This is a genomic window from Bradyrhizobium rifense, from assembly GCF_008123425.1.
Lineage (GTDB): Bacteria > Pseudomonadota > Alphaproteobacteria > Rhizobiales > Xanthobacteraceae > Bradyrhizobium > Bradyrhizobium rifense.
Map to the genome: position 1 here is coordinate 88,034 of NZ_VSSS01000060.1, position 13,848 is coordinate 101,881.

A 13,848-nucleotide genomic window follows, 5' to 3' on the forward strand; every position below is an offset into this window, starting at 1 on the left:
GAATAAAATAGAGCGCAAAAGCGCTGAAGCCCCGCATCCGGGGTGACCAAAGGGAGGTAACCATGAACGGATCAATGAAGAAATTTCTAGTGCCGTTGCTCGCGACCGCTGCTGCGTTCGCGTTTGCTACGGGTGCGGCGCAGGCCCAGCAGAAGAAGACCATCGCGCTGGTGACCAATGCCGCGGCCGATTTCTGGGTCATTGCCGGCCGCGGGCTCGAGAAGGCTCAGAAGGAGCACCCGGAATACGATATCCAGTTGATCGTCACCAACGATGCGACCGCGGCGGGTCAGCGGCGCGAGCTGGACGACCTGCTGGTGCGCGGCGTCGCCGGCATCTCCATCTCGGTCGACGATGCGCCGCACGCAACCGAAGAGCTCAACAAGGTTGCGTCCCAGACCATCTTGATCACGACGGACAGCGACGCGCCGCAGAGCAAGCGTCTCGCCTATATCGGCACCGACAACGTCGCGGCCGGGCGGCAAGCGGGCGAGGAGTTCAAGAAGGCGTTGCCGAACGGCGGCAAGATCGCGCTGTTCGTCGGGACGATGGACGCGGACAACGCCCGCGAGCGGGTGCAGGGTATCAAGGAAGCGATCGCCGGCACCAAGATCGAGCTGGTCGACGTGTTCACCGACCAGGTGGACTCCGCCAAGGCCAAGGCGAACATGGAGAACGTGCTCGTCAAATATCCCGACATTGCGCTGCTGTCCGGCCTTTGGAGCTACGAGACACCGCTGATCTATGATGCGGTCAAGGCGGCGGGCAAGGCCGGCAAGGTGAAGATCGTCGGCTTCGACGAGGATCAGCGCACGCTGCGGGGAATTTCCGACGGCACGATCGAGTCGACCGTGGTGCAGCAGCCGTTCGAATTCGGCTATCTCTCCGCCACCAACATCATCAAGACGCTGAACGGCGACAAGTCCTGGATTCCGGCCGACAGCAAGCTGATCGTGCCGACCCAGGTGATCAGCAAGACCAACGTCGCGGAGTTCACCGCTAAAATGAAGGATCTGCTGAAGAAGTGACCCTCAGCACCTTTCGACGTCCGGCGGCCATGGCCGTCGGGCGTCGTTTGGGAGGAAGTGAATGGCGGAAATCCTGTTCGAACTCGTCGGGATCAGCAAGTCCTATCCCGGGGTCATGGCCCTCAACGATGTCAGCCTGCGCGTGCACCACGGCGAGGTGTTGGGCCTGATCGGCGAGAACGGCGCCGGCAAGTCGACATTGATGCGCGTGCTGGGCGGCGTGACTGAGCCGAGCGCGGGCGTGATCCGCATCGGCGGCACCGACCACGCCCAATTGACGGTGAGCGAGGCGACGCAGACCGGCATCGCCTTCGTGCATCAGGAACTGAACCTGTTCGAGAATCTCGACGTCGCCGCGAACGTCATCATCGGACGCGAGAAGCTCTTTGGCGGCCCGCTGAAGCTCGTGGACAGCGCGGAGATGCGCGCCCGCGTGACGCCGCTGCTGGAGCGGCTGGGCGCTGATTTCGGCCCTGACACGCTGGTCGACAATTTGTCGATCGCCGAACGTCAGATGGTGGAGATCGCCAAAGCGCTCTCGATCGACGCTCGCGTGATCATCATGGACGAGCCGACCTCGAGCCTGACGATTTCGGAGACCGAGCGGCTGCTGGAGGTGATTGCCGACCTGAAGGCTCACGGCGTCTCAGTGATCTATATCTCCCACCGGCTCGGCGAGATCATGACCTGTGCCGACCGCGTCGTGGTGCTGCGCGACGGGCGCACGGTAGGAGAGCTGGCGCGAGACCAGCTCAGCCATGCCGCAATGATCCGGCTGATGATCGGCCGTGACCTGAAAACGCTGCATACGCCGCCGAAACGGCCGCCCCAGCCGGGCGGCTGCGACATCGTCGGCCTCGTGACGTCAGCCTTCCCCGATCGGCAGATCGATCTTTCCGTGCGGCATGGCGAGATCCTCGGACTGGCAGGACTGGTGGGTGCTGGTCGTACGTCGCTAGCCCGCGCGGCTTTCGGCATCGATCCGGTGCTGGGTGGCGAGATCAGGATCGACAACGCGCCGGTCGATGTCGCATCGCCCCGGGACGCGATCAGGCAAGGCATCTATCTGGTGCCAGAGGACCGCAAGAAAACCGGGCTCGTGCTGGAGCTGCCGATCCGCGAGAACGTGACACTGGCGAGCCTGCTGAATTACGCGCGGATGTGGCTGGTCAACGGCGCGTCCGAGCGCAATGTCGCGAAGGAGCAGGTCAGGCGGCTCTCCATCAAGGTGCCGAGCGTCGACATGGAGGCCGTAACCCTCTCCGGCGGCAACCAGCAGAAGGTCGTGCTGGGCAAGTGGCTCTCGATGCAGCCGCGCGTGATGTTCTTCGACGAGCCGACCCGCGGCATCGATGTCGGTGCCAAGAGCGAGATCTATGCGCTGATGCGCGAACTCGCCGACCAGGGCGTCGCGATCGTGATGATCTCCTCGGACATGGAGGAGGTCATCGGCGTCTCCGACCGGGTCGCGGTGATGCATGAGGGAAGAGTCAGCGGTATGCTGGAGCGCCCGCAATTCAGCGAATACAACGTGCTGCGGCTTGCAATAGGCCAGGCGCTGGAAACCGTGGAAGCCGCTGCACAATGAACAAGAAAGAACTTGGCCTCGGCCTGCTGCTCGTGGTGATTTCCGTCATCACGGGAATGATCAATCCGGCCTTCCTGTCGGTGGTGAACCTGCTGAACCTGGCCAATCTGATCGGCCTGTTCGGTGTGTTTGCGCTTGGCGAAGGGCTCGTGATCATCACCGGCGGCATCGACCTTTCGCTCGGCTCGATGTTCGCGCTGCTCGGTGTCGTCTTCGTCGATCTTCTGACGACGTACCAGGTTCCCTGGCCCCTGGCGCTGCTGGCTGTACTGCTGGGTGGACTGGTGCTGGGGGCCATTCAGGGGGTCCTGATCACGCGGCTGAAGATGCAGCCCTTCATCGTGACGCTGTGCGGGTTGCTGATCTATCGCGGCGCCGCCCGCTACTACACAACCGACTCGACACGCGGCTTCGGCTACGGTGACGAGGCTGCGACCCTGAGCAACCTTGCCTCCGGCCATGCAGTAGCGGGCATACCGAACACCTTCATCCTCCTGATCATCCTTGCGATCGTCCTCGGCGTGGTGCTGCACCGGTCGGTCTACGGACGCTGGCTCTATGCCGTCGGCAAGAACGAGGAGGCGGCGCGCTTCTCCGGCATCAACACGAATATGGTGATCGCAACTGCCTACATCATCAGTGGTGGGCTCGCCGGAGTTGCGACAGTCTTGTTCGTGTTCTACACGAACTCGGTGTCTCCGAGCTCCTTCGGCAATTTCTATGAGCTCTACGCGATCGCGGCTGCCGTGCTGGGCGGGTGCAGCCTGCGCGGCGGCGAGGGTTCTATTCTTGGTATCGTGCTGGGGACTGCGCTGCTGCAGGTGCTGCAGAACCTCGTGAATATCCTGGGCATCCCCAATTCCCTGAACTTCGCGGTGATGGGAACGGTGATTCTGATCGGCGTGTTGGCGGATCAGCAATTGCAGGCCCGACGCAAACGCAAGCTGGCGCTGGCCGGCCTCGCCCGCACGGCGCCGAAGGCGGCGCTTGCGCAGGGACAACAGGGCGCATCATCGCGCGGCGTGGACGTGGTGCCGGCGAGAACGGGCGACCAGGCATGACAGGCCAGAAAGTTGCCTATCCCTCATATTGATCCGGCCCCATCGCCCACGACGCCTGATCGTGGCTGTAGGCGTAGTTGCGATTGTTCACTGCCGGATTGCGATTGACCATCGGCCGCATGAACATCGGATGCGTCGCGCTGCGCACCTCGTGCTCGACGGTGAAGAGATGCTTGCCGCTGTCGAGATCGACGATGTCGCAGAAGCGGTACTGATACTGATTGTCCTCGCGCGAGATCAGGTCACGCGCCAGCAGCTTGCGGTAGGGGCCGGAGAAGTCGGTGATGTACATCTGCACATGGTGACCGTCATAGTCGCCTTGCGGTCGATCGGTCTCGCGGAACAGCAGATGCTGGTCGCGCCCGGTCTTCACTGCAGCAACCTTGCCGTCGCCGTTGCGCAAGGCCGCGGGCATGCCCATGATCTCCGGATAGAAGGTGCAGATCGCCTGCGCCGATCCGGCCGGCACCTCGAATTCGACATAGGGGATGCCGAGCGTGATGCGCCCGAAGCGCGCCGCGTCCGGCTCATGGACGCGGATGCGGTTGCCCCATGGGCAGGTCGCTTCGACATGATCGTTATGCTCGGCATACGTAAAGGCGGTGCCTTCGAGCTTCTTGGCGACCGAGGCCAATCGCGCCAGCAGTGCCTCGCGGCCCTCGATCACGAGCCCGGTATGGCCGCGCAGCACCTGCGCCTTGCCGCTCGGCAGATGAAACTGGCTTCGTCCGGCGTTGATCCACATGTTGGTGTCGGACACCATCAGATAGGGATCGCGGGTCAGTCCGAGGCCGGTGACGTAGAACAGCGTGGCCAGCCGCTGGTCCGGAACCTGGATGTTGACATGCTCGAAATGGATGGCGTTGCCGAGATCTTCTGCGGATCGATCGAATTGTTGCGGCATGGATGTGCGCTTCTGACTGGAGGGATGGCTTGCTCCATACTAGAGCAGAATTTCCGCCAGCCGAAACGGTTGGATGATCACATCTTGCAGGCATAGCATCGTGTGCGCTGCACCTTGCCGTGGTACCCATTCCCTGTAATCTGACCGGAAATCGCGAGGGAAAGAAGAGGTCGATGGGGGGAGTTCTGGAAGGCGTGCGCGTCCTCGATTTCGGGCGCTATATCGCGGGGCCGTATTGCGCGACATTGCTGGCCGAGTTCGGTGCCGAGGTCATTCGCGTCGAAAAGCGCGAAGGCAGCGAGGATCGCTTCGTGGCGCCGGTCGGCGAAGGCGGCGAGGGCGCCCTGTTCCTCCAGGTCAACCGCAACAAGAAGTGCATCACGCTCGATCCGATGACGGCGGGCAGGAGGTGATGCGGCGGCTGGTCAAGACTGCTGATGTCGTCGTCGCCAATCTGCCGCCGCAGACGCTCCGCGCCATGAAGCTCGACTACGATTCATTGAAGGCTATCAAGCCGGACATCATCCTGACGACCGCCACCGCGTTCGGCGGGCCGGGGCCCTGGTCCGACCGCGTCGGCTTCGATGGCGTAGGCCAGGTCATGTCGGGCTCGGTCTACATGACTGGGGTCGGCAATCCGCCTTACCGCGCGGCGGTGAACTGGGTCGATTTTGGCACCGCGCTGCACTGCGCGTTCGGGACGCTGGCCGCACTGATCGAGCGCGGCAAATCCGGGCGCGGGCAGATCGTCGAGGGCGCGCTGCTGGCGACCGCGCTGTCCTTCACCAATGCGACGCTGATCGAGCAGGCCGTCATCAACGTCAACCGCGTTCCGACCGGCAATCTCGGCCAGACCGCGGCGCCTGCGGATATCTACCGTACCAGGGACGGCTGGGTGCTGTGCCAGGTCACGGGCCATCCGCTGTTCAAGCGTTGGGCGAAGTTGATGGGCGAGGAAGAGCAATGGCTGAACGATCCGCGCTTTGCCGACGACATCAGCCGCGGCAATAACGGTCCCGTCATCAGCGAGCGGATGGCGCGCTGGTGCGCCGAGCGCACGACGCAGGAGGCGGTCGACACCCTCGGCAAGGCGATGATTCCGACCGGGCCCGTTTTGAGCCCGCAGCAGGCGCTGGATCATCCGCACATTCGCGCCGCCGGCTTTTTGCAGGACGTCGACTATCCCGGTCTTCCGAAGCAGGCGCCGGTTGCGCGTGCCGCTATCCGGCTGTCGGAAACGCCCGGTGAAATCGCGACGCGCCCGCCGACGCTTGGCGAGCATACCGATTCGGTGCTGGCGGAACTCGGCTACGATAAGGCCGCGATTGCGGCGCTTCGGCAGAGCGGCATCATTTAGTCGCTGCGTCGAGACAAGAGTGGAAATGAGCCAGCGCGTCTGCTAGATGACTGGCGGCTTAGCCTCGCGCTTTTTGCGTTGGCCGGCGACGTCTGTGTCGCATGAGGTGTTTGGGAGGCGCGCGTTCGCACGCCCCGTCCCATATGCATGACCATCCGCGACCGAATCGGGACGAACCCGGCTGCGCGTGCCATTAGCGACTGCCTACGACGAGAAACGGATTCACGTGCGTCATTCCAAGAAACTGCAGCCAGCCAAGATTTCTTTAAGCAAGAGTTCTCCAAAGAAGAGCTCGCCCAAAAAGCGCTCGCCCGCCAAGAGCTCGACAAGCAGGCGCTCGCTCAGCAAGAGTTCTCCGAAGACGAGCAAGGGCTCGCAGCGCGCGACAATCGCGACGTCGTCGCCGCTTGGCATGATGGCGCTGCATCTGCTGGCGCAGTGGAAGGAGTCCGGGCGCAGTGGTCTCGTGTTCCTCGCCGAGAGCGAGAACAGGGCGGAGCGGCTCGGCAGCGTCATTCACGCGCTCGACCCGTCCTGCGAAGTGCTGGTGTTTCCGCGCCTGAACACCCTGCCGTTTGACCTGTTGGAGCCATCGCGTGAGATCGCCGGCCGCCGCGCCTCGGTGCTGCGGCGCCTTGCGAAATCCAGGCAGCCGATCTTTCTCGTCTCGACGGCGGAAGCCGTGATGGAGCGTCTGCCGCCACCGGCGAGCCTGCTGCGTCTGAATACAGGTTTGAAGGTTGGCGGCAATTTCTCCGAGAGCGAGCTTCGCGTCCGCCTCGAAGAGCTGGGCTATGATCTCGATGATGAGCCGGATTATCCGGGCGGCGTGCTGTTTCACGGCCAGACTTTCGAGATATTTCCCGCAGGCGCGCTGGGGCCGTTCCGGGTGGAGCATTCCGGGCGCGCCATCCGCCGGATCGTGGCGTTCGATCCGAAAGAGCACGACATCATCTTCGAGACCAAGGAGCTTCTGGTCGATCCCATGTCGGAGCGGCTCGCCATCACCGGTGCGCGGGCCAAGCGTGCGACGCTGTTCGACTATTGCGGTAAGGCCAAGTGGATCGCGGATGCCGGCGTGTCGGTGCATGCCGATGCCTGGCAGAGCATGATCGAGGAGGCCGCGGGCCGCGCGGACAGGGAGCGCGAATATCTGGGACGCCCCGACTGGAAGCAGGCAACCCGCGGCATGAAGGTGCTGCCGCGTAATGCTCCGTTCCAGCCGACGCCGGAATTCTCCAAGCTGACATCCACCCGCAAAGCCCTGCGCGCCTACGTCGAGGAGACGCGCCGCGCGGGAGCTCGCCTCATCCTTGTCGCCGCGCAGGAGGAGGACCTGCGGACGATGGAGCGGATGAGCGGCGTGAAAGCGGAGCGCGTCGCGGATTGGGACGAGGCCGAGAGCGCGCGCCATCGCGATGTGGCGTTGCTCGCCGATCTCGATGCCGGCTTCGTCATTCCGGGTAAAAAACCTGCCGTCGTCCTGACCGCGAGTGACGTGCTCGGCAGCCGTGCGCATCATCCGCAGCCGATGGCGCGGAGCTGGATCGCGGCGTTCGATCACGCCGACGTGCCGGAGCAGGGCACAGTGGTCGTGCACCTTCAGCGCGGCCTCGCCGTGCTCGATGGCCTGCAGACCGTGAACACCGGCGGCGGCGCCTTGCGCGAGATGGTCAGGTTGTCCTTTGCGGGCGACAACGCGGTTCTGGTGCCGCCGCCCGATCTGGCGCAGATGTGGCCTTACTCGACGGAGCGCGGCAAGCTCGCGCTCGACAAGGCCGATGGCAGCACATGGTGGGCCCGCCGCACCGGCGCCGAGCAGGAAATCCAGCTCGCCGGCAAGGCGCTCGCCAGGCACATCAGTCAGCGCAAGCGGCGGAAGGCGGCCAAGCTGGTCCCGCCGGGCTCGGCCTACGAGAAATTCGTTGCGCGCTTTCCCTATTTCACGACGATCGACCAGGCCAAGGCTATCCACGACGTGCTGGATGATCTCGCGTCCGGCCGTCCCATGGACCGGGTGATCTGCGGCGACGTCGGGTTCGGCAAGACCGAGGTGGCGTTGCGCGCGGCGGCCGCCGTCGTGCTGTCCGGAAAGCAGGTGGCGATCGCGGTGCCCACGACCGTGCTGGCCCGGCAGCACGTCGCGACCTTCCGCAAGCGGTTTGCGCCGCTCGACATCGAGGTCGGCAGCCTGTCGCGCGCCACCTCCGGTGCCGAGACGCGGGAGACCAAGGAGGGCTTGCGCAGCGGCCGGATCAAGGTCGTGGTCGGAACGCAGGCGCTCTCCTCGAAGGACGTGAAATTCGGCGATCTCGGCCTCGTCATCGTCGACGAGGAGCAGCATTTTGGCGCCGCCGAGAAGGCAAAGCTTTCGGGGCTTGCCAAAAATGCCCATACGCTCTGGATGAGCGCCACGCCGATCCCGCGCACGCTCGCCGCGGGTCTTGCCGGCTTCAGGGACCTGAGCATCATCGCTTCGCCGCCGGTGCACCGGCTTCCGGTCGCGACCAAGATCGCGCCGTTGTCGGATGCCGCCATTGCCTCGGCCCTGCTGCGCGAGCAGCGGCGGCACGGGCAGAGCTTTCTGATTTGCCCGCGCATCCAGGATCTGGAGCCTATGCTGGCGCGCGTGCAGGCGGTGGCGCCCGATCTCAAGATCGTCTGCCTGCACGGCAAATTGCCGGCCGACGAGATCGACGACCGCATGATGACCTTCGTCGAGGGCAACGCCGACGTCCTGCTCGCCACCAACATCGTCGAGAGCGGCCTCGACATTCCCCGTGCCAACACCATCGTGGTGTGCTGGCCCGAAAATTTCGGCCTCGCCCAGCTGCACCAGCTGCGCGGACGCGTCGGTCGCGGCGGTATCCGCGCCTTCGCATTTCTGCTGACCGAGTCGGCCTCGGTGCAGTCCGAGAAGCGGCTCGCCGTGCTGGAAGAATTCAGCCGGCCGGGCGCAGGCTTTGCCATCAGCGAGCGGGATCTCGATCTCCGCGGCGCCGGCGATCTGTTCTCGGAGCAGCAATCCGGTCACGTGCAGGTGTTCGGCCCCGTGCTCTACAGCCATCTCCTGAAGATGGCCTCGGAGAAGGTCGATGACGGCAGGTCCGTGGTGTGGGTGCCTGACCTCAATCTGCCGGTCGCGGACATGCTCCCCGAGAGCTACGTGCAATCGGCGCCCGTACGGCTCGAGCTCTATGCCCGTGCCGCACGCTGCGCCAGCGAGGACGGCCTCGACGATCTCGAGGAGGAAACCTCGCGCCGCTTCGGACCCTTGCCGCCGGCCGCCCGCGATTTCTTTGCGGCTGCGCGACTGCGGCTGGACTGCAAGCGCAGAGGCATCGTTCGCCTCGACGTCGGGCAAAGTGCGGTCGCCGCGACGTTCCTGCCGGGACGATTGCGGAAATCCAAAGGGAAGTCACTGCAACGCGATGGCGATCGCGTCGTCTACCACAGCCAGACGCGCGATGCCCCGTTCGACATGGTCGAGGAATTGTTCGAGGTTCTCGACGAGGCGTGAGCCAGGTCGTGAACCCAAACTGCGAAGGGCCCGCACTGTGGGATGACAAATATGCGCCAAGCCTTGAGTGCATTATGCGCCATCAATAGTCCGTTGCGCGACTGGCTTACCTCTGCGCGTTGGTACATCTAGACCAATCCAGGAGCGCTTAACTATACTCACCGTCTATGGCGAAGGTCGTGGCTTCCGTATTGTTTGGCTGCTCGAGGAATTGGGATTGGCTTATCGGCTGCGCCCGGTTGATCTGCTCACAGTCGAGAATGATCGCGATTTCCTCGCGATCAACCCCGCCGGCTTTATTCCCGCATTGCAGGACGGCGAGACGATCATGGTCGAATCGATCGCGATTCTTGAGTATCTGCTCGCCCGCCACGGCTCAGGTTCGCTTGCCGTCGCCCCGGACGATCCCGCCTTCGCTTCTTATCTGCAATTTCTCCACTTAGGCGAGGCCGGGCTCGCCGGGCCAATGAATGCCGTCTTTGTCGGTCGCGAACTGGCGCCCGAAGCCGAGCGAGATGCCAGGGTTACCCGCTGGGCACGCGAGACCTTCGAGAGCCGGCTGGGATTGGTTATCCGCCGCCTCGCGGATTGCCCCTATCTCGCTGGCGACAGATTCACTGCTGCCGATATCTCTGTGAGCTACGCCCTCCTGCTCGGCATGCGAACTGGCAACTACATCCCAGGTTATACCGAGCGGGACTATCTCGCCCGCACGACGGCACGACCTGCCTACGTTCGAGCGATGGAAAGCTGCCAAGCCACCAAGGCTTGGGCGGCGAGATCACCGGGATTGTAGCTCAAAGCGAGCTGCCGCCGCAGATCACGAGTTGCTGCCCGGTAATCGCGGCGGCTTCGCCTGAGAGCAGGAACGCCACGGCGGCTGCGACTTCCTCCGGGCGAATGAAGCGGCCGATCGGCGGCAGCTTTGGTGTGACATTGGCGCGCGTCGGGTCCTTCAGCATCGGCGTTTCGGTCGCAGCGGGCGCGACCACGTTGACCGTGATGCCGCGCGGCGCGAGCTCGCTCGCCCAGGATCGCGCCAGCGCGACCAGCGCGGCTTTCGTCGCGGCATATTGGCCGCGGCCGGCTGCGCCCGATGCGGTGCGGCTGCCGATGAAAATGATGCGCCCGCCCTGCGGCAGGCGTGTCGCCAGTGCGTCGGCGAGACGCATCGCGACGTCGACATGCAGCCGCCACATCGCGGCACCGTCGTCATGGCTCAGCGATCCCAGCGGAGCGACCTTCAACATGCCTGCGGCATGAACGAGCGCCGTCGGTGCGAGATCAGCGACGGCGCTAGCAATGTTGTCGACGTCATTCAGATCGAGCGACAGATGCGCGAACGCCGGATGGTCGAACGTCCCGGGGCGCCGGCTGATCCCGGTGACGCGCCAGCCGTCGCGCAACAGGCGCTCGACGATCGCCGCACCAATCCCTGAACTGGCGCCCGTGACGAGCGCGTGCCGCTTGTCCATGATCTCAGCCCCGCGTCACCCATGTCTCGGTCACGCGCACATATTTGATCGCGCGGCGATGGAAGGTGAAGGCCGTGTGGATCGCGCCGTCGGCGGTCTGCTTGACGGAGGGATAGGACAGTTCGCGATTGGTCTGGTCGCGCGAATTGTTGGTCATGCAATAGCCGTCGCCGGTCTCGACGTTGCGCTTGGTCCAGCTCTTTCCGTCGTCGGTCGAGATCGCCAGCGTCATCGGTGCCCGCGGCGCGCCCCAGAACGCGGTGCGTCCGTCAGACTTGCCGCCGTCGCCGGCGAGCACAGGCGGAAGGTCGTCCTCGATCTCGTCATAGAGCGAGAGGCGACGCCCGGTCGCATCCTTGGAACTGGAATCGTTGAACACCAGCGCGAGATGACCGTTGCCGAGCCGCGTGAGCTGGACCGAGGAGTTGTTGTTGGGCAGCGCGGTCGCAACCGGCGCCGACCAGCTGCGGCCGTGATCGGTCGAGCGGCTCTGATAGATGTTGTCGGCCCAGCGGCTGCGATAGACCGCAATCAGCGAGCCGTCGTCGAGGCGCGCGATGCACATATGGACGCAGCCGCGGCTGCCGGGGACGTCGATGTCGCGCCAGGTTGCGCCGGCGTCGGACGAGATCTTCACCGCGCTGGTGTCCTCGTCGCCGTTCCATTTCTTGCCCGGCGTGCTGTGGCAATAGAACACCGGCAGCAGCCAGTCGCCATTGTCGAGCACGACGATCGGTTGCCGGATGAAGGTGCCGCGGCCGCGATGCTCCGGAAACAGCGTTTCGATCGGACCCCAGCTCTTGCCATGGTCGCGCGAGAGGCGGCGGCGGATGATGGCGGTGTCCTGGTTGCCCGCCAGTTGCGCCGTCCACATCAGCCACAGCGTGCCGTCAGGAGCCGGGAACAGCACCGGGTTCTGCTCCGAACGGCCGGTATCGTCGGACAGCTTTTCAGCCGCCGACCATTGCGTCGCGCCGCGCACGAGCCGCGAGAAATACACCGAGATATCCGACATGCCCTCCTGCGTGCCGCCGAACCAGACGCAGGCGAGATCGCCATTGGCGAGCGGCATCAGATTGGCGGCGTGGTTCTGTACGCAAGGCGAGGGAATGAAGGCGTCGAACCGATCGGGATCGCCGGCCACCGGGCGAACGGCGCCGTCGGCCGTGATCTCGATGTCGGTGCTCGCGACCTCGGTCCCGATGGTCATGTCGAAGTCCTTTCCATCAAGGCATTGGGTTGCGCCGCCGGCACTGCAGGCGCGTGGCCCATCACCAGCCGCTCGATCGCCATCACCACCAGCGGCGTCGCGGCGGCGATGTACATGTTGTCGATGCCGAAGGGATTGCCGAGCAGGTACCAGACCGTGGTCGAGACGGCAGCGCCGATCAGGCCGGCGGTGGCGCCGCGATTGCTCGCGAACAGCGGCAGATAGAAGCCCATCATTGCCACCATTGTCACCGACAGACGCAGCGCGCGCGTGAAGAACGACAGCTTCAGGATTTCAGGTACGAAGAACACGAAGAGCAGCGGCACGATGGCGATCACGATCGAGAACACGCGCGTCATCTTCAGCTCGCGCTCCGACGTCGGCTTCCAATAGGGCACGTAGAAGTCGCGCACCACCAGCGAGGCGATCGCGAGCGCAACGGTGCAGACGCTGACAAAGATCGAGGCGACCAGCGAGGTCGTCACGAAGGCGGAGGCCAGCGGCGGCATCTTCTCCAGAAACACCGGCAGCGCGTAGAGGCTGTTCATGTCGGGGTAGAGATATCTTGCGGAAACCCCGATCAGCGCGAGCAGGAAGCCGAGCGGAAGGCAGAACGCGGCGGCATAGTACGTCGCCTTGCGGGCCTCATCGGCGCTCGGCGTCGACGAGATTGCCTGGACGATGAATTGCGTCGAGAAGATCGCGCCGACCGTACCGAAGGTCCAGGCGAAGATGGTCGTGAAGCCGATCTTGCCGTCCCAGCTGAAATAATAGGCCGGCAGCTTGGCCTGGATCGGCGCGATGCCGCCCGTCAGCGACATCGCGACCGTGAAGATGATGATGATGCCGACGACCTTGAAGGCGCTGTGCAGGATCGTCACCCAGGCCACGCCCTTCAGTCCGCCGAACACATAGTAGAAGGTGGAGACCAATGCGATGATGCACATCGCAACGGGGAGGCTGACATGCAGCGCGGTGGCGATCGCGGCTGCACCGCTGACATAGTTGCCGACATTCACCAGCAGCAGCGCATAGATCATGATCACGGATACCGTGAGCATGGTCGACTTGCCGTATTTCTGCGCGATCGCTGCCGAGATGGTGTATTCGCCGGAACTGTAGAGCTTCTTCACCATCAGCATGCCGAACAGCAGGAAGCCGATCGATGCGCCGAGCACGGCCCAGCCGGCAGCCATGCCTGATTGAAACGCTTCCTGTGCCGTGCCGACGGTCGATTTGGCGCCGACGAATTCGGACATCATCAGCACGCCGACGACGACGGCCGGCATCGCGCGGGACGCGGTCATGAACTGATCGCTGGTTCGGCTGCGCAGCTTCAGCGTGAGCCAGGACGTGAAGGCGATATAGGCGACGATCATCGTGACGACGAGCGTGCTTTCGCCGGAGAGGATGGCTTGCATCGGTGACGTTTCCTCTGATGGCGCGGGACGCGGTGTTGTGAACCCGCTTTTTGCCCGACGGCAGAATGTTCGGAATGCGAACAAATGTTGTTGAAGTTCATTAAACCTGCCCGGGCGCGGTGCGTCAAGCGCACCCGCGCGAGGCTTTGGGGAAATCGGGGTTCCAGAGAGCGGCAGGGCAATCCCATGTGGGAGCGATTCCCCCGTGGCCATCCTTCGAGACGCCCGCCGTTGGCGGGCCCTCAGGATGAGGACCGAGTGTGGGGCCGTCGTTTTGACGAGCA

General features: G+C 64.1%; 10 protein-coding genes and 1 pseudogene. 6 read left to right on the top strand and 5 right to left on the bottom strand.

The annotated features are described in order from the left end of the window. Window positions 1-62 precede the first annotated feature (62 nt). The 3 genes from FXB40_RS35455 (at window position 63) to FXB40_RS35465 (ending at window position 3,677) form a co-directional block, all read left to right on the top strand. Window positions 63-1,028 (top strand): sugar-binding protein, encoded by a 966-nt coding sequence (locus FXB40_RS35455; protein WP_187437366.1) that lies wholly within the window; start codon window positions 63-65, stop codon window positions 1,026-1,028. A 61-nt stretch (window positions 1,029-1,089) separates the two neighbouring features. Then, entirely contained in the window at window positions 1,090-2,616 is a 1,527-nt protein-coding gene (locus FXB40_RS35460; RefSeq protein WP_148776922.1) for a sugar ABC transporter ATP-binding protein, read from the top strand. Continuing rightward, entirely contained in the window at window positions 2,613-3,677 is a 1,065-nt protein-coding gene (locus tag FXB40_RS35465) for an ABC transporter permease (protein WP_148776923.1), read from the top strand. The genes FXB40_RS35460 and FXB40_RS35465 overlap by 4 nt, the downstream gene beginning before the upstream one ends. Before the next feature lie 16 nt (window positions 3,678-3,693). Here FXB40_RS35465 and FXB40_RS35470 read toward each other — a convergent pair whose 3' ends face one another. Further along, window positions 3,694-4,581, bottom strand: a complete 888-nt coding sequence (locus tag FXB40_RS35470) for a VOC family protein (RefSeq protein WP_148776924.1) — start codon at window positions 4,579-4,581, stop codon at window positions 3,694-3,696. A gap of 173 nt (window positions 4,582-4,754) precedes the next feature. Between FXB40_RS35470 and FXB40_RS35475 the strand changes: the two are divergent. After that, window positions 4,755-5,938, top strand: a pseudogene (locus FXB40_RS35475) (CaiB/BaiF CoA transferase family protein). Window positions 5,939-6,169: 231 nt separating this feature from the next. On the opposite strand, the gene FXB40_RS48310 reads toward FXB40_RS35475, so the two are convergent. Then, window positions 6,170-6,352, bottom strand: a complete 183-nt coding sequence (locus tag FXB40_RS48310; protein WP_187437367.1) for a hypothetical protein — start codon at window positions 6,350-6,352, stop codon at window positions 6,170-6,172. Here FXB40_RS48310 and FXB40_RS35480 point away from each other — a divergent pair. Together FXB40_RS35480 and FXB40_RS35485 are read left to right on the top strand one after the other, a co-directional pair. Next, window positions 6,351-9,458: a DEAD/DEAH box helicase gene (locus FXB40_RS35480; RefSeq protein ID WP_187437368.1), complete on the top strand. Its 3,108-nt coding sequence runs from the start codon at window positions 6,351-6,353 to the stop codon at window positions 9,456-9,458. The genes FXB40_RS48310 and FXB40_RS35480 overlap by 2 nt on opposite strands. Before the next feature lie 154 nt (window positions 9,459-9,612). Further along, window positions 9,613-10,254, top strand: a complete 642-nt coding sequence (locus FXB40_RS35485; protein WP_148776947.1) for a glutathione S-transferase family protein — start codon at window positions 9,613-9,615, stop codon at window positions 10,252-10,254. Window position 10,255: 1 nt separating this feature from the next. On the opposite strand, the gene FXB40_RS35490 is transcribed toward FXB40_RS35485, so the two are convergent. From FXB40_RS35490 to FXB40_RS35500, 3 genes are read right to left on the bottom strand one after another with little or no spacing between them, the layout of a single operon-like run. Further along, complete coding sequence (locus FXB40_RS35490) at window positions 10,256-10,933, bottom strand: SDR family NAD(P)-dependent oxidoreductase (protein WP_148776925.1); 678 nt, start codon at window positions 10,931-10,933, stop codon at window positions 10,256-10,258. 4 nt (window positions 10,934-10,937) lie between these two features. Continuing rightward, entirely contained in the window at window positions 10,938-12,143 is a 1,206-nt protein-coding gene (locus FXB40_RS35495; RefSeq protein ID WP_148776926.1) for a sialidase family protein, read from the bottom strand. Beyond that, complete coding sequence (locus tag FXB40_RS35500; RefSeq protein WP_148776927.1) at window positions 12,140-13,564, bottom strand: sodium:solute symporter family protein; 1,425 nt, start codon at window positions 13,562-13,564, stop codon at window positions 12,140-12,142. Before FXB40_RS35500 ends, FXB40_RS35495 begins: the two co-directional genes overlap by 4 nt. Between the last annotated feature and the right edge of the window lie 284 nt (window positions 13,565-13,848).

Bases quoted from the DNA above. Each gene is read 5' to 3' on its own strand.
- FXB40_RS35455 (WP_187437366.1), top strand. From the start codon at position 63: ATGAACGGATCAATGAAGAAATTTCTAGTGCCGTTGCTCGCGACCGCT.
- FXB40_RS35460 (WP_148776922.1), top strand. From the start codon at position 1,090: ATGGCGGAAATCCTGTTCGAACTCGTCGGGATCAGCAAGTCCTATCCC.
- FXB40_RS35465 (WP_148776923.1), top strand. From the start codon at position 2,613: ATGAACAAGAAAGAACTTGGCCTCGGCCTGCTGCTCGTGGTGATTTCC.
- FXB40_RS35470 (WP_148776924.1), bottom strand. From the start codon at position 4,581: ATGCCGCAACAATTCGATCGATCCGCAGAAGATCTCGGCAACGCCATC.
- FXB40_RS35480 (WP_187437368.1), top strand. From the start codon at position 6,351: ATGATGGCGCTGCATCTGCTGGCGCAGTGGAAGGAGTCCGGGCGCAGT.
- FXB40_RS48310 (WP_187437367.1), bottom strand. From the start codon at position 6,352: ATGCCAAGCGGCGACGACGTCGCGATTGTCGCGCGCTGCGAGCCCTTG.
- FXB40_RS35490 (WP_148776925.1), bottom strand. From the start codon at position 10,933: ATGGACAAGCGGCACGCGCTCGTCACGGGCGCCAGTTCAGGGATTGGT.
- FXB40_RS35495 (WP_148776926.1), bottom strand. From the start codon at position 12,143: ATGACCATCGGGACCGAGGTCGCGAGCACCGACATCGAGATCACGGCC.
- FXB40_RS35500 (WP_148776927.1), bottom strand. From the start codon at position 13,564: ATGCAAGCCATCCTCTCCGGCGAAAGCACGCTCGTCGTCACGATGATC.